Origin of the sequence: Pseudoalteromonas sp. US3C1013, assembly GCF_048401115.1 — a bacterium.
GTDB lineage: Bacteria > Pseudomonadota > Gammaproteobacteria > Enterobacterales > Alteromonadaceae > Pseudoalteromonas > Pseudoalteromonas undina.
On the sequence record NZ_CP183075.1, the window covers coordinates 973,159 to 992,133 of the forward strand.

The 18,975-nt window shown below is 40.9% G+C and carries 18 protein-coding genes; 7 read left to right on the forward strand and 11 right to left on the reverse strand.

The window, feature by feature from the left end; translation table 11 throughout:
• Position 1 precedes the first annotated feature (1 nt).
• Positions 2-2,464, reverse strand: a complete 2,463-nt coding sequence (gene fadE, locus ACNSN2_RS04550) for an acyl-CoA dehydrogenase FadE (RefSeq protein ID WP_418608650.1) — start codon at positions 2,462-2,464, stop codon at positions 2-4.
• Positions 2,465-2,773: 309 nt separating this feature from the next.
• On the opposite strand from fadE, the gene ACNSN2_RS04555 reads away from it, so the two are divergent.
• Positions 2,774-3,538, forward strand: coding sequence for a class II glutamine amidotransferase (locus ACNSN2_RS04555; protein ID WP_008111650.1), 765 nt, complete (start codon positions 2,774-2,776; stop codon positions 3,536-3,538).
• Positions 3,539-3,651: 113 nt separating this feature from the next.
• Here ACNSN2_RS04555 and ACNSN2_RS04560 read toward each other — a convergent pair whose 3' ends face one another.
• The 5 genes from ACNSN2_RS04560 to cmoA all read right to left on the reverse strand — a co-directional run bounded on the left by ACNSN2_RS04560 (position 3,652) and on the right by cmoA (position 8,008).
• Positions 3,652-4,449: a DUF3108 domain-containing protein gene (locus tag ACNSN2_RS04560; protein ID WP_418609041.1), complete on the reverse strand. Its 798-nt coding sequence runs from the start codon at positions 4,447-4,449 to the stop codon at positions 3,652-3,654.
• Positions 4,403-5,050 (reverse strand): phosphoribosylglycinamide formyltransferase, encoded by a 648-nt coding sequence (purN, locus tag ACNSN2_RS04565; RefSeq protein WP_054202175.1) that lies wholly within the window; start codon positions 5,048-5,050, stop codon positions 4,403-4,405. Before purN ends, ACNSN2_RS04560 begins: the two co-directional genes overlap by 47 nt.
• Positions 5,050-6,102: a phosphoribosylformylglycinamidine cyclo-ligase gene (gene purM / locus ACNSN2_RS04570; protein ID WP_054202176.1), complete on the reverse strand. Its 1,053-nt coding sequence runs from the start codon at positions 6,100-6,102 to the stop codon at positions 5,050-5,052. The genes purN and purM overlap by 1 nt, the downstream gene beginning before the upstream one ends.
• A gap of 196 nt (positions 6,103-6,298) precedes the next feature.
• Entirely contained in the window at positions 6,299-7,267 is a 969-nt protein-coding gene (cmoB, locus tag ACNSN2_RS04575; protein ID WP_010391439.1) for a tRNA 5-methoxyuridine(34)/uridine 5-oxyacetic acid(34) synthase CmoB, read from the reverse strand.
• 15 nt (positions 7,268-7,282) lie between these two features.
• Positions 7,283-8,008 carry a carboxy-S-adenosyl-L-methionine synthase CmoA gene (cmoA, locus tag ACNSN2_RS04580; protein WP_008111640.1) on the reverse strand — a complete coding sequence of 242 codons (726 nt, stop codon included), beginning with the start codon at positions 8,006-8,008 and terminating at the stop codon, positions 7,283-7,285.
• Positions 8,009-8,124: 116 nt separating this feature from the next.
• Here cmoA and ACNSN2_RS04585 point away from each other — a divergent pair, with 116 nt between their 5' ends.
• Positions 8,125-8,808, forward strand: coding sequence for a DUF3334 family protein (locus ACNSN2_RS04585; RefSeq protein WP_010391441.1), 684 nt, complete (start codon positions 8,125-8,127; stop codon positions 8,806-8,808).
• Between the two features lie 131 nt (positions 8,809-8,939).
• On the opposite strand, the gene ACNSN2_RS04590 is transcribed toward ACNSN2_RS04585, so the two are convergent.
• The 3 genes from ACNSN2_RS04590 to ACNSN2_RS04600 form a co-directional block, all read right to left on the reverse strand.
• Positions 8,940-9,527: a hypothetical protein gene (locus ACNSN2_RS04590; RefSeq protein WP_076921601.1), complete on the reverse strand. Its 588-nt coding sequence runs from the start codon at positions 9,525-9,527 to the stop codon at positions 8,940-8,942.
• 64 nt (positions 9,528-9,591) lie between these two features.
• Positions 9,592-10,089 carry a M48 family metallopeptidase gene (locus ACNSN2_RS04595; RefSeq protein ID WP_418608651.1) on the reverse strand — a complete coding sequence of 166 codons (498 nt, stop codon included), beginning with the start codon at positions 10,087-10,089 and terminating at the stop codon, positions 9,592-9,594.
• 27 nt (positions 10,090-10,116) lie between these two features.
• Entirely contained in the window at positions 10,117-10,965 is an 849-nt protein-coding gene (locus ACNSN2_RS04600) for a DUF72 domain-containing protein (RefSeq protein WP_008111629.1), read from the reverse strand.
• A 237-nt stretch (positions 10,966-11,202) separates the two neighbouring features.
• Between ACNSN2_RS04600 and aspS the strand changes: the two genes are divergently transcribed.
• Both aspS and ACNSN2_RS04610 read left to right on the forward strand, forming a co-directional pair.
• Positions 11,203-12,981 (forward strand): aspartate--tRNA ligase, encoded by a 1,779-nt coding sequence (gene aspS / locus ACNSN2_RS04605; RefSeq protein ID WP_418608652.1) that lies wholly within the window; start codon positions 11,203-11,205, stop codon positions 12,979-12,981.
• Positions 12,982-13,070: 89 nt separating this feature from the next.
• Positions 13,071-13,670, forward strand: a complete 600-nt coding sequence (locus tag ACNSN2_RS04610; protein WP_418608653.1) for a pentapeptide repeat-containing protein — start codon at positions 13,071-13,073, stop codon at positions 13,668-13,670.
• 39 nt (positions 13,671-13,709) lie between these two features.
• Here the strand turns inward: ACNSN2_RS04610 and ACNSN2_RS04615 are convergent, their stop codons facing one another.
• Complete coding sequence (locus ACNSN2_RS04615) at positions 13,710-14,033, reverse strand: hypothetical protein (RefSeq protein ID WP_008111621.1); 324 nt, start codon at positions 14,031-14,033, stop codon at positions 13,710-13,712.
• Between the two features lie 129 nt (positions 14,034-14,162).
• Here ACNSN2_RS04615 and ACNSN2_RS04620 point away from each other — a divergent pair, with 129 nt between their 5' ends.
• Positions 14,163-14,909 (forward strand): alpha/beta hydrolase, encoded by a 747-nt coding sequence (locus ACNSN2_RS04620; protein WP_418608654.1) that lies wholly within the window; start codon positions 14,163-14,165, stop codon positions 14,907-14,909.
• A gap of 70 nt (positions 14,910-14,979) precedes the next feature.
• Here the strand turns inward: ACNSN2_RS04620 and ACNSN2_RS04625 are convergent, their stop codons facing one another.
• Positions 14,980-16,182 (reverse strand): alpha/beta fold hydrolase, encoded by a 1,203-nt coding sequence (locus ACNSN2_RS04625; RefSeq protein ID WP_418608655.1) that lies wholly within the window; start codon positions 16,180-16,182, stop codon positions 14,980-14,982.
• Between the two features lie 310 nt (positions 16,183-16,492).
• Between ACNSN2_RS04625 and ACNSN2_RS04630 the strand changes: the two genes are divergently transcribed.
• Together ACNSN2_RS04630 and ACNSN2_RS04635 are read left to right on the forward strand one after the other, a co-directional pair.
• Positions 16,493-17,332 (forward strand): isopenicillin N synthase family dioxygenase, encoded by an 840-nt coding sequence (locus ACNSN2_RS04630; RefSeq protein ID WP_013464577.1) that lies wholly within the window; start codon positions 16,493-16,495, stop codon positions 17,330-17,332.
• Between the two features lie 171 nt (positions 17,333-17,503).
• Positions 17,504-18,901 (forward strand): DEAD/DEAH box helicase, encoded by a 1,398-nt coding sequence (locus ACNSN2_RS04635; RefSeq protein WP_350654954.1) that lies wholly within the window; start codon positions 17,504-17,506, stop codon positions 18,899-18,901.
• The last annotated feature ends 74 nt before the right edge of the window (positions 18,902-18,975 follow it).

The window sequence follows — 18,975 nt, forward strand, 5'->3', positions numbered from 1 at the left end:
GTTAAGCAGCATCTGCCTTTTTAGTTTTAGCTTTGCTATTACGCGCTGCTTTGCCAGCAAGTAAATCTGCAGGGTCAAAGTCATCAACATTAATCACGTCTAGACGATCTTTTTCTACTGCAGCGAGCTTATCGGCTTCTGCTTGGCTTAAAATACCCGCTTCTAAACCCATTTGCGCCACTTTATCAAGCTGGAAGAATGGCAGCTTTACGCCTTTCTCTTTACATACACGCTCAAACAATGGCTCGACTTCTAGAACGTCTTTAAGCGTTTGCTCTTGACGGCCTACAAGGTTAAGCGGTTCGTTTGTAAGGTATACATAGCTTGCTAAACGATTACGTGTTTCGCTAGGAACTTGTAACAACTGCGCTAGTTTGTGCTCAAGTTTGTCGGTAGGTTTACGAACCGGACGACCAAACGGGAATAACAATACTTTTAAAACACCACGTAGTGGAGCCGACGGCATGTTATTGATTAAATCAGCAAGTGCACGCTGGCAGTGGTAAAGGTGATCCTGACAGCTCCATTGAACCAATGCAAAATCTTCTTTTTTACGGCCTTCGTCGTTGTAACGTTTTAGCGTTGCAGATACTAAGTAAAGGTAACTTAATAAGTCGCCTAAACGTGCTGAAATACGTTCTTTACGTTTAAGAGAACCACCAAATACCGCCATGCTAATGTCTGACATAAGTGCAAGTGATGCACTAAAGCGAGACGCAATACGGTAAAACTCTGCAGTTTCGTCTTTGTATGGCACGCTAGTAAAGCGAGCGCCAGTAAGCGCAAGCCACTTAGTACGTACAAGGTTAGACATGGTAAAGCCAATGTGACCCATTAGCGCTTTATCAAATACGTTAAGCGCTTCTTCGCGGTCTTCAATTTCACACGCACCTAGCTCGGTAAGTACAAATGGATGACAACGAATTGCACCTTGACCATAAATAATCATATTACGGGTCAAGATGTTTGCACCTTCAACGGTAATGGCAATAGGTGCACCTTGATAGCCACGACCCAAATAGTTATTTGGCCCAAGCATGATCCCTTTACCGCCTAGCACGTCCATTGCATGAATGGTTGAATCGCGCATTTGCTCGGTAAGGTGGTACTTAATAATCGCCGACACAACTGATGGTTTCTCGCCTAAATCAACCGCGCCCGTAGACATGCTTACTGCAGCGTCTGAGCTGTAAGCATAACCGGCAAGCTTCGCCATTGATTCTTCAACCCCTTCCATTTTACCAATAGGTAAGCGGAATTGACGACGAATACGGCTATAAGCACCGGTTGCTACTGCAATCATTTTAATGCCACCGGCTGAATTTGACGGCAACGTAATTGCACGACCAACCGATAAACATTCAACTAGCATACGCCAGCCTTGACCAGCCATTTCTGGGCCGCCAATAATGTAATCAAGTGGAACGAAAATATCTTTACCGCGAGTAGGGCCGTTTTGGAATGGCACATTAAGCGGGAAGTGGCGACGACCAATTTCTACCCCTGGGGTATCTGTTGGGATCAGTGCGCAGGTAATACCTGGCTCTTTAACGTCGCTTAATAATCCATCAGGATCTTGTAACTTAAATGCTAGACCAAGTACCGTAGCTACAGGCGCAAGTGTTATGTAACGTTTGTTCCATGTAAGGCTTACACCAACTACTTCTTCGCCATTCCATTGCCCTTTACACACTACACCGTAGTCTGGAATTGAGCTTGCATCAGAACCCGCCTCTGGCGAGGTAAGTGCAAAACATGGAATTTCTTGACCGCTTGCTAAACGCGGTAAGTAATGATTTTTTTGGTCTTCAGTACCATAGTGCTGTAATAGCTCACCTGGGCCTAACGAGTTAGGTACACCAACAATTGACGAAAGCAATGTTGATTTACTGGTTAGTTTTTGCAGTACACACGATTGTGCAAATGCAGAGAATTCTAAGCCGCCGTATTCCTTTTTAATGATCATGGCAAAGAACTTGTTATCTTTTAGATATTGCCATACATCCTGAGGTAAATCAGTCAGCTCATGCGTAGCTTCCCAATCATCAAGCATACTACATACAACTTCAACAGGGCCGTCGATAAATGCCTGCTCTTCAATAGTAAGTTTTGGAACTGGATACTGGTGAAGCTTTTTCCAATCTGGATTACCACAAAATAAATCCGCTTCCCACCACGTAGTACCCGCATCGATTGCTGACTTTTCGGTGTCAGACATACTCGGTGTTACTTTTTTAAAGATGGTGAAAATAGGTTTGATAATGTATTGCTGGCGAATACCAGTAACTGAAAGAGGCACTGCGATGATTAAAAAGATCACCCAGCTAATTAAACCAAAAGCACCAGCAAAGGTACCAATTAATAATGTTGCGGCAGAAACACCAAGTGCTGTGTTCCAACTCGCTCTGTGGTAAAGCGCAATGCTGAGCAGTGCGATTAAACCAAGTGTAAATATGAGTGTCATTGCTAATTCCTTAATAGAGGTCAGACCACCTCGTTTAGAGTAGCGCTAGTAACGCTAAGTTTCAAGTACATTACTTAGATTAAAGTGTAGTTATCGGTACGATTATTACAATGCGTTGTATGTTATACGAACAGTTTGGCTGTAATCGTTTATTTTGGCTTATCATAAAAAAATATAAGCATTAAAAAAATCAATTAATCTAGTAGTAATATAAGTTTAATTAAGTAAATATACTTATGATGATCAGTGTACGCTTATTAAAAATAGAACGATATTCTATGTTTAGCTTTTTAAAGGTTTATTTATTTTATGTGTGAATTACTTGGCATGTCAGCCAATGTGCCAACGGATATTTGTTTTAGTTTTTCAGGGTTGTTGGAGCGTGGTGGAAATACTGGCCCGCATAAAGACGGCTGGGGTATTACTTTTTATGAAGGTAAAGGCTGCAGAACCTTTAAAGATCCAGAGCCAAGTTACCAGTCAGAAATAGCAAAGCTGGTAAAAGCGTACCCAATTAAAAGCGTATCGGTTATTAGTCATATTCGCCAAGGGAATCGTGGTCGGGTGTGTCTTGAAAACACTCATCCGTTTACCCGAGAGTTGTGGGGGCGCGAAATAACCTATGCGCACAATGGGCAGCTTTCAAATTATCACGATTTAAAACCAGAGTATTATCGACCTGTGGGAAACACCGACAGTGAACTCGCTTTTTGTTGGTTACTTGACAAAATTCGCGAAAAATACCCAAAGCGTCCAAGTAATATGGCGTCGGTTTTTAGATATGCCGCCAAGCTTTCGCATACACTGCGTGAAAAGGGCGTATTTAATATGTTATTGACCGATGGTGTATTTGTTTTAGCGTATTGTACTAATAACTTACACTATATAACGCGCCGTGCGCCATTTGGTAAAGCTACATTGATTGATGCGGACATGGTGGTCGACTTTCAACAAGAAACCACGCCAAACGATGTAGTGACGGTTATAGCCACAAGGCCTTTGACGAATGATGAGCGCTGGCAAAAAATGCAGCCAGGAGAGTTTGCGTTATTTAAAATGGGTGAATTAATGTAGCTTGGGTAGAGTGAAATGAAACCCAGCTTAAAGTTTTAAATTTAAGTATTAAAATGAAAAGCCCAAGTTATGGTCGTCACACTTGGGCCTTTCACTTTCACCTTTTAAGCAATTTATTCAGGTGTTATTTCGTTTTTAACTTGTGCAGGTAAAGCAGGTGGGTTGATCACGGTAAATGAGTTCATCTGTACTTCAAACTGCTCCACACCTTTTTCGCCTTTCCACATGCGCACTAGCATGTAATCCATTTCTGGGGCAAACCAGGCTAAAGCTTGGCGTTTATCGTTATCGTATAAGCGTTTAACTTTCACTGCTTCTACATTACCTATAGGCAGAGAAATCATTTCGGTTTCTACCACTTCAAAGTCGTAGTCACGGCAATTACCTTTTTTATCAACCAACGGAAACGAGAAGTTGGTTTTGCCTTTTTTAAGACCTTCACGAACTTGTACTTGATAAGAAATACCATCTTGGAAGTTATCATGCCATTGGCATTTTAACGGGTAGTCGCTGGTGTTACTGGTAACAGTTTTGGTTAGACGGTCAAAGTTAATTTCATACTTTTTGTCAGGCCCTGTGCCTGTGCGGATCATCGTGTAATCAATAGGCTCTACTTTATCATTCATAAAGCTAAAGGTTGATGACTCTTGACGTGAGTCAGAGAAAATCATCCATTCAATATCGCTGTGGTAAGTGACTTGGTAGTTATTATTATCGAGTTTTTTTAGTTCTCGCTCGGCTTTGCCATGATTAGTGCCTTTGCGCAAAATATCATAACTAGCTTGGTACTGGGTTAACTCGCCTGCAATCAGGCTGGTAGGAAGTAATAAAGTGCCCGCACATAGTAGCCAAGCACTTAATTTTTTATTTTGGGTAGTGCGCGCCGTGTGCAGGAAGTTGTTTTTCGTCAAGAACTGCATAATCTGCTTCCATCGTAAGTCGTTGTTCACTGAACCACTTGACCACCAAAGGATAAATTATGTGCTCTTGCGCATGCACACGTTTAGCGAGCGTGTCTGCTGTATCGTTTGCTAATACAGGCACTTTAGCTTGAAGAATAACGGGTCCGCCATCTAATTCTTCAGTTACAAAGTGAACACTAACGCCGTGAACGTCGTCTTTTGCATCAATTGCTCTTTGGTGGGTATTCAGCCCCTGGTACTTAGGCAACAAAGATGGATGAATGTTCAACATTTTTCCAACATATTTTTGCACTAAGCTAGGAGTTAGAATACGCATAAACCCAGCTAATACAACTAGATTTGGTTCAAAAGAGTCAATTATATGCATTAACTGGGCATCGTAAGCTTCGCGTGAGTCAAACTCTTTATGACTCAGTACTTGCGTAGCAATGCCTACACTTTTTGCACGCTCTAACCCATATGCGTCTGCTTTATTACTAATAACAGCCGCAATATGAGCGTTTATCTCGCCGCTTTCACAGGCATCAATAATGGCTTGTAAATTTGAGCCACTGCCTGAGATTAAAACTACTAGACGAGTGGGTGCCATTACGCAGCACCACCTACAATTTCAACTTGCTCTTCGCCCGCGACCGCATCTTGAATTTCACCAAGGTGCCATGCGTTTTCGCCAAGATCTTTTAAAATGTTTAAGCTGTTATCAAGTTGATCTGCAGGTACAACTAACACCATACCTACGCCACAGTTGAATGTGCGGTACATTTCGTGAGTGGTAATATTGCCATTTTCTTGCAACCAACTAAATACAGTAGGCCACTGCCAGCTATCACCTTTAACAACCGCTTTAGCAGATTCAGGTAATACACGAGGGATATTTTCCCAAAAACCGCCACCAGTAATATGCGAAAGCGCATGCACATCTACTTGCTTAAACAACTCAAGTAATGGCTTAACGTAAATGCGTGTTGGTTCTAAAAGGTGCTCACCTAAGGTTTTGCCATCAATCACTTGGTTAGTATCAGCGTTAGAGACTTCTAATACTTTACGAATTAGTGAGAAACCGTTTGAGTGTGGACCACTAGAAGCAAGCGCAATTAGCTGATCGCCTGCGGCTACTTTTGTGCCATCAATAATTTTTGATTTTTCTACCACACCGGTACAAAAGCCTGCCATGTCGTAGTCTTCACCATCATACATACCTGGCATTTCAGCTGTTTCGCCACCAATTAGGGCACAACCTGAAATTTCACAACCTTTACCAATACCGGTTACTACGTCGGCTGCTGTGTCTACATCTAGTTTACCCGTTGCATAGTAATCTAGAAAAAACAGGGGTTCAGCGCCTTGTACTATTAAATCATTTACACACATCGCAACTAAGTCGATACCTACAGTATCGTGCTTTTTAAGGTCAATTGCTAAACGTAACTTAGTGCCAACACCGTCAGTGCCTGCTACAAGTACGGGTTGCTTATAACCTTCAGGAATTTCGCAAAGTGCGCCAAAACCACCAATTCCGCCCATCACTTCAGGACGACGAGTTTTTTTAACTACGCCTTTAATACGCTCAACAAGTGCATTACCAGCGTCGATATCTACGCCCGCGTCTTTATAGCTTAGAGACTGTTTTTGTTCGCTCACAGGTTTTCCTCAAAATAGTTGTTTTGATGCTTACTTAGAAACGCGCGTATTTTACAACAATTGCAAGGGCGCGGCTAGTTGAAATCTGGATTTGATTTTAAAGACAAGGACACTTGTCCGCTAGTTGCTGTATTAGTAAACAAAAAAAGCGCCCAATGGCGCTTTTTAATATGGAAATAAAAATTAATACTACAAATTAGGCTTTAGCTGTAAGTATCGCTCTAAGTGGAGCAGGGTAGCCTTCAATGGTTTTACTGGTGTCAGTAGGGTCTAAAAAGTCAACTAAAGATTCGTTTTCCATCCAGTCAGTTTTACGCTGCTCGTCGAGCGTTGTAATAGCACAATCTTTAATTTGCACATCTTTAAAGCCAACACGTTCCATCCACAATTTTAATGCCGCAGTGCTTGGAATAAACCATACATTACGCATTTTTGCGTAGCGGTCGGTCGGTACTAAAACGGTGTTTTCATCGCCTTCAATAACTAAAGTTTCAAGTACTAGCTCACCACCAGGGCGAAGCTGTGCCTTTAATTGCGCTAAAAAGTCGATAGGTGAGCGACGGTGATAAAGTACTCCCATCGAAAATACCGTATCAAATGCTTTAAGCTCTGGCAGGGCTTCTACACCTAATGGTAATAAATGCACGTTTTCATCAGGGTTGAAGTGTTTAATTGCCTGAAACTGGCACAAAAATAAGTCAGATGGGTCAATACCCACCACAAACTGTGCACCTTCACCGCGCATACGCCATAAGTGATATCCCGAGCCACAACCAATATCTAATACAGTACGGCCTTTTAATGGCTCAATATGCGGTAGGAGTCGATCCCATTTCCAGTCACTGCGCCATTCTGTATTAATATCGATACCGTGCACATTAAATGGACCTTTTCGCCAAGGCATCATGCGTTTTAATAAATGCGTGGTTTGCTTTTTTTCGCCTTCAGTCATTTCGCCAGGCGCGCCTATTGCTACTTTGCTGACAATATCAACTTGGTTTGTTGATACCTCAGGTAAGTTTTTTAGTACTTTTTGCCATTGAGGCAAATCGCCATGGCTGGCCTCTTGTTGCCAATGCTTTAATTGCGCAGGCAAGGTTTCTAGCCAGTGGCTAAGTGGGCTTTGTGCAATAGCAGCGTAAAATTGGTTAAACCATGCAGACATGTGTCACTCTCTAAATTATTTAATTGCTACCATTGAGCAAAAATTAAAACATTGATACCACACTTGCGTTTGGCTAAAACCAATGTCGCTTAAACGTTGTGTATGTGTGCTAAGTGTATCGGGGCGCATTACGTTTTCAATGGCGGTACGCTTTTGGCTTATTTCTAGCTCAGAGTAGCCATTATGACGTTTAAAGTCGTGGTGCAAGTCAATCAGTAAGTTATCACATTGCTCGTTTTCGGCTTTAATTTTTTCACTTAATAGCAAAACGCCACCGGGCTTTAAATTAGCGTATATTTTTTCAAGTACCGCTTTGCGCTGCGCAGGTGGAATAAACTGCAGAGTAAAATTCATCGCTACTACTGAGGCATTTTGAATATCAAGCTCGTTAATATCACCTAATGTAACCGTTACAGGAACATCAGATCTGAACCCTTGTAAATGGACCTTACAACGCTCCACCATGGCTTGTGAGTTATCTACAGCAATAATATGACAGCTATCAGTTTGAATATTACGGCGCATACTTAGGGTAACCGCCCCTAACGAGCAGCCTAGGTCATACAAATTTGAATTTGGCTGAGCATACTCACCAGCTAATTTTCCCATGGTACTTACAATAGTGGCATAACCGGGTACCGAGCGTTGGATCATGTCGGGAAATACTTCAACCACGTTTTGATCAAAACTAAAGTCTTTTACTTGTTGCTCAGAGGCATAAATACTGTCTTTTATACTCACGAAGGCAGTCTCTTTGAAAATAATAGTGCTATTTTAACATTTTATGCTGGATAGTCAGTGATAAATTCAGTAGCTTGACTAGAATTATGAAGAATAAGTATAAAAGAGATTATTAAATGAGCAAAAGTAAGGTTATTAGTACCGACGATATATTAGCAACATTATGCCACTCAGTAACGGGTGTACTTTCATCAGCCAGCGGCAACGAGATCAGCTATTCAGCCATGGTACAAAAAATTACCCGCACATGTATGCGACCAGACATAGGTTGTTTTGTTTTATTTGACGGGGGCTTTACCGGCTTAGTTGTTACCAACTTTACGGCGCAAGCGGCGATGGAAATTTATGGCGATTACATGCGTAATATGGGCATGCCAGAAGACGAAATCGCGCATAGTCACTTATCTGATGACGTTTCAAACGTGATGGGTGAGTTGATGAACCAAATAGTGGGCGACTTCACGTCAAAAGTGCGTGAACAGCTACATACCTCTATTACCCAAAACCAGCCAAAAATGATGGCTATTAATAAGCAAGTGCAAATATCGGTTGATACCACTATGGATCGCCCGCAAGCTCGCCGTGTAACGTTTACAACTCGCAATCAAAATATCTTCTATTTAGAATTAGCGATGGATAAAACAGAGTTTATTAAACTTCACGACTTTGACATTGTAGAAGCTGTAGACCCAGACGACATCATCGCAAACGAAGCCAAGCAAAAAGCGGATAAAGAAAAAGCAAAACAGCCAAAGCAAGATGATAGCGACGACGACTTTATGGCCGAATTAGGGCTTTAACGTTTTACGTAAATTGGGTTGAGTGAAACGAAATCTAACGAGCTAGCTGTCAGTTTGTAGCTATTAGTGGTAAGTTAAAAAGTTACTCAAATAAAAAAGTGCGATTTGAAATCGTACTTTTTTATTTGAGTTTATTTTATATACTTTTTATCTTTACTCATTTTGTTTATTTCTTCCTTCCAATTTATTGCAGATTTTTGAACCGCGTTTAACTCCTTCCTAAGCTCAGCTTTCCACTCCTGCTTTTGGAATTGAACAAGATTTTCAAGAAAGGTATAAAATTTAGAGTCAGCTTCAATAAAGTTGTCAGAAACTTGAGCTAACTCATTAAAATTTAATTTTGAAATAATTGCTGCCTCTGAAACGTTATTATTACTACTGTTTAGACTTATCGCGTTTCTGATAAGAATAGTTTTTATATCATTATCTGTCTTTTCATTAGAGTGTTTAATATCGACATTTGAATTTAAAAGTGACATTAAGCTACGAGAATCATTTATATAAGTTTCGACAGATTTAAAAATAACCTCAATTTTTTCTCTTTCAACGGCTCTAAGTTTTTCACCTCTTTCGTACTCATGATTATTACGCTGCCTTTTATCCATTCTATACTGAACATAGAATGCGATTAAGAAAGCAAAGAATATTGCTAAAAAGCTAGATAATGGCTGAATAATTAATGGGTATTTTTCAGCTGATTCTTGCAATAATTGAAGCATATTGATCTCACTTTATTTTTAATTAAACGGTACTTTTTTGAAAAAAGATAAAATCTATATAGCACTAAATATACGGATTCTCACCCATCGCAATAGCTACACAAAAAATCCGTAAATCCAGCTCTAGCTGATGGTACTGCGGCTCCATATGGCAGCATAATTTATAAAAGCCTTTGTTATGGTCTTTTTCTTTAAAATGCGCGAGTTCGTGCACCACTAATGCTTTTAATAATGGCTCAGGGGCGCGCAATAAATCGCTGTTTATTGCTAAATCGTGCTTGCGGGTTTTACCTTGCATACGGTACGTGTGGGTACCGAGCGCATTGGTAACCATATCACCTTGTTTTTTAAACGCAGCGCGGCCAAATGGCGGGGCGTTTTTTAAATATTGCTTTTTTAGCTCAGTGGCGTAGCTATACAGTAACTTATCACTGGTAATACGATGCGCCTGCGGGTACTTTTTAAGTAAATACTCACTTACCTTTCCTGCTTTTATTAGTCCTAATACTTGCTCAACGATATTGGCAGGGTAGCCGGTAAAGTAACGTGCGTATTCACTCATTATTGTCTCTGTATTTTGAATTTATTTTTAAAAAAGTGCTTGCTGGTGGGCTTCTTTTTCGCCACTAAATGGATTGAGTACATTGTGATTATACCCCAAATCTTGGCAAAACTGGCGAGCCAGCAGCGGCGCTTCGCGGTTATCAGCGGTATGAAAAAACACATAGGGGCTTTTGCCCTCATCAAGCCACTGGGTTACTTTGCTAAGCCAAGGCTGATAAAAGGTCTTATAATCGTTTTCTAAGTTAGCAATAACGAAGCGCGCCATAGGCTGCGAGCCCGTAGCAATAGCGTGAACTGGTAAATGCGGTTTTTTCTGTTGTGCGTCTATTAGCGCTTCGGTGGTTGGCTTTACTGCAAAGAGCGCCCGAGTATCCATAGCAATACGGTTTATATTATGTGCCATTAAAAGCTGATTAAGTGCGATTTCGGCCTCACCTTTTTTAAAAAAATCAGGGTGGCGTACCTCAACCCCATAGTTTAGCTCTTTAGGAAGTAACTCAATAAAAGCGGCAAGCTTAGCTAAATGTTGTGGCGCAAACGCTTTAGGTAATTGCAGCATTATTTGCCCTGTTTTTTCAAATAGAGGGGCGAATAAATTAAGCCAATTAGTTAGCTCATGTTGCACGTTAGTAAGTTGGAGTTCGTGACTAAAGCGCCGATGAAACTTAAAGGTAAATTTAAACTCATCGGGTACACTGGCAGCCCATCGTAATACAGTGTCAGGCAAGGGATCGGCATAAAAACTGGTGTTACCTTCTACCGAATTAAAATGCTGCGCATATTCGCTAAGCATATCGGCATTTTTACACTGGCGTGAAAATAAATTTCCTTTCCATGCGTTGCTCGACCATTGCGGGCATCCAATATATAGCATACAAACAAAAGCCTTGATATAAAGTGCCGGTAGTGTAACAAATAACAAAACAGTGCGCTGTAAATTCCACCCCGAAAGGTAAACACGCCCTAGCATCTTCAACCTACTTGGGTATAATGCAGGGCTTAATTTGATTATTTTGAATTGCTAGCGGCTTTATTTTCATTTTGGTGTTTATAAAAACTTTTAAAACAACAGTGTTTAACCGCTATATGCCTTTTATCTGACAGGAAAACTATGCGCTCTATATACTGCGGACAGCTAAATAAAACTCACGTAGATCAGGAAGTTGAACTATGTGGCTGGATCAACAAACGACGTGACCTTGGTGGACTTATCTTTGTCGATTTACGCGATAGAGAAGGTTTAGTACAAGTTGTATTCGATCCGGAAGTTGAAGGATTAATGGAAACAGCTAACAAACTTCGTCAAGAATTTTGTGTTCAGTTAAAAGGGATTGTACGCGCTCGCCCAGATAGCCAAGTAAATAAAGACATGGCTACCGGTGAAGTAGAAATTTTAGGCACGGGTTTAACGATTATTAACCGCTCTGAGCCTATGCCACTTGATTTTAACCAAGTGAACTCAGAAGAGCGTCGTTTAAAATACCGTTACTTAGATTTACGTCGTTTAGAAATGAGCGACCGTATTAAATTACGTGCTAAAGCAAGCAGCTTTGTACGTCGCTTTTTAGATGAAAATGGCTTTTTAGATATCGAAACGCCAGTATTAACTAAAGCAACGCCAGAAGGTGCGCGTGATTATTTAGTACCAAGTCGTGTACACAAAGGTAGCTTTTACGCATTACCGCAGTCGCCACAGTTATTTAAGCAATTGTTGATGATGTCGGGTTTTGACCGTTACTACCAAATTGTTAAATGTTTCCGTGACGAAGACTTACGTGCTGACCGTCAACCTGAATTTACTCAAATAGATTTAGAAACCTCGTTCATGAGCTCTGATCAAGTACGTGGCATGACAGAGAAAATGATCCGCGAAATGTGGCAGTCATTACTAAATGTTGATTTAGGTGATTTCCCAATTATGCCTTACTCTGAGGCAATGAGCTTATATGGTTCTGATAAGCCAGACTTACGTAACCCAATGAAGCTTATTGATGTTGCTGATTTAGTAAAAGACGTAGAATTTAAAGTATTCTCAGACCCTGCAAACGATGAAAAAGGCCGTGTTGCAGTATTAACGGTACCAGGTGGCGCATCACTTTCTCGTAAGCAACTAGATGATTACACTAAGTTTATCGGTATTTACGGTGCTAAAGGTTTAGCGTGGATGAAAGTAAATGACCGCGATGCAGGCGTTGAGGGCGTGCAATCGCCAATCGCTAAATTCTTAAATGAAGATGTGATCACGCAGTTACTTGAACGTACTAATGCACAAACAGGCGATATCATTTTATTTGGTGCGGATAAACGCAACACCGTAAATGAAGCCATGGGCGCACTTCGTTTAAAAATTGGTATTGATTTAGAAATCACTAATTTAGATAGCTGGGCACCACTTTGGGTTGTTGACTTCCCAATGTTTGAAGAAGATGACGAAGGCACATTACACGCTGTACACCATCCATTTACTGCACCAAAAGATATTAGTGCCAGTGAGCTTGAAGCAAACCCAGCAGCGGCTATTTCAGATGCTTACGATATGGTATTAAACGGCTACGAAGTGGGCGGTGGCTCGGTACGTATTCACAATGCAGATATGCAAGAAGCGGCATTTAGAATTTTAGGTATTGAAGCGCAAGAGCAGCAAGATAAATTTGGTTTCTTACTTGATGCACTTAAATACGGCACACCGCCGCATGCAGGTTTAGCGTTCGGTTTAGACCGTTTAGTTATGTTGTTATGTGGTACTGATAACATTCGTGACGTTATTGCTTTCCCTAAAACCACACAAGCATCGTGTTTATTAACCGATGCACCAAGCAAAGCTAACAGCGATTCGCTGACAGAGCTTGCAATTAGTGTAGTTGAGAAAGAATTACCAAGCGCAGAATAAAGCTAGCTTTTAGTTAGATCAAAACCCCTTAGGCTAAATACCTAAGGGGTTTTTTGTTCGGCATAACCCAATTTAGGTGCTTTATTTTTATGAGCGAGTTATTTAAAGATAGTCATTATTTTGATCAGTCATTTTCAAACTTTACAGCAAATGCAAAGCGCTTTAGCGATATTGAGTTTGAACAATGTCAGTTTATTGATTGCGATTTTAGTCACAGCCAGTTTAGTGCCTGTCGGTTTATAGAGTGTGAATTTATTAACTGTAATTTGACTGAACTTAATTGGAATTACAGCTCCTTAGAAGAGGTGAGCTTTGCAAATTGTAAGCTCAATAGCATAGTGTGGGGGCAAGTAAATTGGCCGCAATTAGCGCTAACGTCACCGGTGAGTTTTAAACAGTGTGAGCTGAGCCATAGTTCGTTTTTTGAATTACAGTTAAAAGCCTTAACAATGACGAACTGTTTTGCCAAAGATGTCGATTTTAGACACGCTAACTTAGCTCAAAGCAACTTCTCGGATACTGACTTTAGAGACAGCCTGTTTCATCAAACTAATTTGAGTAAAGTAAACTTTGTTGGCGCAACGCAATTTAATATTGATATAACAAGCAATGATGTGAGTAATGCAAAGTTTGAACGGCTTGAAGCGTTAAATCTATTAACAGGACTTGATATCGAGCTGGTTGATTAGCCGCAAGAGCTTACGGCTAATACGTTATTATATTTACTATTAGCAAGCAGGGCCATTTTTGTTGCGCGCGCTAGCAAGTGCACGGGCTATGCTCAGTAGCTCTGGCGAAATATCATCAGCGCCATCTTTAATCAGTTTAGTTACATCACCTGATGAATATAAGCTATCACGCGGTGATTTAATTCCCAGCTCTCTCACAAAGTCTTTGGTTTTACCTGTACTGCCGGTTTCAATGAACTTAAAAATAATGCGTTCGTTGTTACTTTTCGGCTCGGCTTGTAACACTTTAATTTCTTCTTGGTAGGCTTCAATTCTGCTTTGTAGAATGTCGATGCGTTGTTCAATGCTGCTGTATGATTTCATGAATGGATTCTTTTGCGATAATAGTAAAACAATAATCGCTATTATCGCACAAATTAGCAAAGGCGCGCGCTAACCTTTATAATAAAAATTAATGTTAGTTAAAAATGTATAAGTAATACAAGGGAATGCATGTTAAAAATTATAAAAAAGCGTTTAATGTTAAGTGCACTGACTTTAAGCACTATGCTATTTGCATCATCAAGTTATGCCCAAGACGATGCAATCATTGATGAAAGTCGTAATCGCTCTATACCTGTAAATATTACCCTACCAGCTAACCACCTTAAGTGCAGCGCGCAATTAAAATGCCCAGTGGTATTTGTAAATGCAGGGTATGGCATTAGCCACGATGAATACACCTTTGCGAGTAAGTTATTTAATGCGCAAGGCTATTTAAGCATTGCGGTAGCACATGAACTTAAAAGTGACCCTGCACTTAATCGTGCGCAGCCATACCTAACTACTCGTATGGAAAATTGGCACCGGGGTGTTGTAACCCTCAAATTTTTAGTCAACGAGCTAAGTGTTAAATACCCTGAGTATGATTTTACAAAACTCACTTTATTTGGTCACTCAAATGGTGGAGATATTTCAGCCTTGTATGCAGCTATTTATCCAAGTGAAGTAAGCCAATTAATTACGCTCGATCACCGCCGCATGTTATTGCCACGCAATAAAAACACACGCGTGCTCACACTGCGCGGTAGTGATTATCCAGCCGATGCAAACGTGCTTTTAACCGACCAAGAGTTAACCGTTTATCCTGTTACGCAAACGTTGATAGAAAAATCACGTCACAACGATATGTACGATGGCGGGCCTAAATGGCTGGTGGATAGAATGAGTAAAGAGGTAGCGGCGTTTTTAGAAAATTAAACGATACAGTCAGTTTTTAAATTAAAATCCTAAATATAGCGCAGGGCTTACTGCGCTATTTTTGTTTTAGTTACCCCACTAATTCACTAACCACCAAAGGGCTGTTATGTAGCGTTTTATGCACAGGGCATTTGTCGGCTATTTCGAGTAATCGATTTCGCTGAGCGTCAGTTAAATCACCTTGTAAGGTTATTTTGCGGATAATGGCCTCTAGATTGCCGTTTTTTTCACAATCATCACAATCTTGGTTGTAATTGCGGGTATGGTTGAGCTCTACTTTTATGTGCTCTAGCGGCAACTCTTTGCGACTTGCATACATGCGAAGTGTCATTGCAGTACAAGCTCCAAGCCCAGCGAGTAAATGATCATAAGGGTCTGGGCCTAAGTTTTTACCACCGGCATCGGTAGGCTCATCAGCAAGCCATGTATGGTTTTTAGTACTCACGTGCTGAGTGAATTTATGATCTTTTTCTTCAACTAATACACTGCCGTTAGTTAATTTTGCACTATAGGGTGTTTTATCGTATTCAACATAGCGATTAGCCCACGTAGCAATGACATCGGCTGCGTAGTTAGCGTCTTCTTTATTGCTGAGTAAATGATCGGCATTATCTAAACTAATAAAGCTCTTTGGATGCTTAGCAGCTGCGTAAATTTTTTCGGCTTCACTAATATTCACGGTGGCATCAATAGGAGAATGCATAACTAACAAAGCACGCTTAAGCTTGCCTATATGGCTGTTATCGTATTTGGCGATGTCATCTATAAATTGCTTTTTAATCGTAAATTCCCGCCCAGCTAAACACACTTTTGCTTCACCCGATTGGTTTATTTCATCTAAATGAGCAGCAAAGTTATGAGTAACATGCTGGGCATCTGATGGCGCGCCTATAGTCGTAATGGCCGATATTTCGGGTATGTGCTCTGCTGCTGCAAGCACCGCAGCACCACCTAAGCTGTGGCCTATCAATAACTGAGGTGCTTTAAAGTGTGTTCTTAAGTGATTGGCTGCAGCCACTAAGTCTTGAATGTTTGATGAAAAGTTACTGTTGGCAAAGTCACCATCGCTATTACCAAGCCCTGTAAAATCAAAGCGTAATACAGCAATGCCTTGCTGAGTGAGCGCGCGACTTATTCGTGTTGCAGCCGCTACATCTTTAGAGCAGGTAAAACAGTGAGCAAATAAGGCATAAAATTTCACTTCACCAGAGGGCTGTTCAAGTTGTCCAGCGAGTTCTAATTCACCGCTTTTAAAAGAAACTTTTTGTCGCATGTAGAGAGCCTTAACAAGTTGATATAGTGTGTGATGCTGATAAAGAAGAGATTGGTACGATGGGATGAAAATTCAATACAAGCGTTATTTTGATCTTGATCAAGGCAGAGAAGGCTTGCTTATTGAGTGCGGACATATGTCCTTATAATTTCAAGGGGGTTTGTCTATCCTCGCACAGCATAAAAATGCAGCCTTTATTACTTGAATTAAGTAGTTAAGCTATATTTGAATGTAATACTAATTTCGTGTAGACCTGTGGCTTAAGCGGATTAGTAAATGGCTTCTAACAACCTACTTACTGGAATGTACCATGCAATTACCTACAGTTGATTATAAAGCGGACGATGCGGCTGCGCAATTTGTTGAATCGTTGAGAAATACTGGTTTTGGCGTATTAAAAAACCATCCTATTCCGCAATCTTTAGTTGAGTCTATTTATAAAAATTGGCAAGACTTTTTTAACTCAGAGCAAAAGCATGAGTTTTTATTTTCAAAAGAAACGCAAGATGGTTATTTTCCACCGTCGGTATCAGAAGTAGCTAAAGGCCATACGGTAAAAGACATTAAAGAGTACTTTCATGTTTACCCTAAAGGCCGTGTTCCTGCACAATTAGAAGCAGATGTTCGTGAGTACTACCGTTTAGCTAATGAATTTGCGGCAACATTATTAAGTTGGGTGCAGGCTGAAGCGCCTGAAGAAGTGCGTGCTAAGTTCTCTATTGATTTAAAAGATATGATTGCCCAGTCTGAGCAAACGTTGTTACGTATTTTACATTACCCGCCAATGACAGGTGATGAAGAGCCTGGTGCTATTCGTGCTGCTGCGCACGGTGATATTAACTTATTAACCGTATTACCGGCGTCAAATGAGCCAGGCTTACAAGTACAAAAAACCGATGGCGGTTGGTTAGACGTGCCATGTGATTTTGGTAGTTTAATTATTAATATTGGTGACATGCTACAAGAAGCATCGGGTGGCTACTTCCCATCAACGATTCACCGTGTAATTAATCCATCGGGTAAAGCAACAACCAAATCACGTATTTCATTACCGTTATTTTTACACCCTCGTCCAGATGTAGTGTTATCTGAACGCTACACAGCAGATAGCTACTTACAAGAGCGTTTACGTGAGTTAGGTGTAAAATAATCTTTTAGCATTTGTAATGCTCAGGTAAATAAAAAGCGGCTGTTTAGCCGCTTTTTTAGTATTTGTGTTTATTGATTTGGCACAAAGTAAATAATGGCATGCATTCTGAGCTACTAAAGGTATAATGCGCGCAACTGGCCACTTTGGCCTAATTTGAAATAGAGAGTTTATATGAGTTTTGATGGTTTAGGTTTATCACAGTCTTTAGTTAATGCGGTTTTAGAAAAGGGCTATGAAACGCCAACGCCTATTCAGGCTCAAGCTATTCCAGCAATTATTGCACGTCGCGATGTAATGGCCGCAGCGCAAACCGGTACCGGTAAAACGGCTGGTTTTACTTTGCCGCTTATTGAGCGTTTATCGTCGGGCACTAAAGCAAAAAGTAATCATGTTCGTGCGCTTATTTTAACGCCAACCCGAGAGCTTGCGTTGCAAGTAAGCGAAAACGTTGAAGAATATGCTAAGCATTCAAACGTGAGTTCGTTTGTTGTTTACGGTGGTGTTAAAATTAACCCACAAATGCAGCGCCTGCGCAAAGGGGTTGATATTTTAGTGGCGACACCAGGGCGTTTAATTGATTTACACAATCAAAACGCGGTTAAATTTGATAGCGTTGAAGTACTGGTTTTAGATGAAGCCGACCGTATGTTAGACATGGGCTTTATCCATGACATTAAACGCCTGATTGCAAAAATGCCTGAAAAGCGTCAAAACTTAATGTTCTCAGCCACGTTTTCGGATGATATTCGCGCGCTGGCAAAAGGGTTAATTAACGACCCCGTTGAAATTTCTGTTGCAGCTAAAAACACCACCGCAAAAAGTGTCACGCAAAGCGTATACGCAGTAGACAAAGCACGTAAAACGGCCCTATTAAGCCATTTAATTCGTAGCAACGATTGGCAACAAGTACTGGTATTTAGTCGTACTAAACACGGTGCTAATCGTTTAGTTAAGCAACTTGAACGCGATGATATTGTTGGTGCGGCAATCCATGGCAATAAATCTCAGGGCGCGCGCGTTAAAGCACTAGAGGGCTTTAAAAGTGGTGAAGTGCGCGTATTAGTGGCAACCGATATTGTTGCACGTGGTTTAGACATTGTTGAATTACCGCATGTTGTAAACTACGACTTACCTAATGTATATGAAGATTATGTTCACCGTATTGGCCGAACTGGTCGTGCGGGGGCATCAGGGCATGCTATTTCGTTTGTAACGGTTGACGATGCAGTAGATTTATACGGCATTGAGCGCTTTATTGGCGAGCTAATTCCACGTGCTGAAGAAGAAGGTTTTGAACCGGCTAACCCTGTTGCAGAGCGCGCACTCGATGCACGCCCGTTACCGGCTAAAAAGCCAAAGAAAAAACAACCATTTAATAAGCCTAAATCAGATAGCAGCAAGCCTAATAGCAAAAAGCCTAACAATGGTGGCAATGGTACAGGCCCTCGTCGTGGTGGCTCTAAAAAGCCAGCAGCTAAAACCGATGATAATGCACAAAACCCATGGGCAAAGCGTCAATCGGTTGGTGGGAATGGCCAGCGCCGTCGTCGTCCAGCAAATAACGACTAATTAGGTTTAGTTCGCTTTAATAAAAAACGCGCTTACTTTTACTGGTAGCGCGTTTTTTAATGCCTATCTTAAAG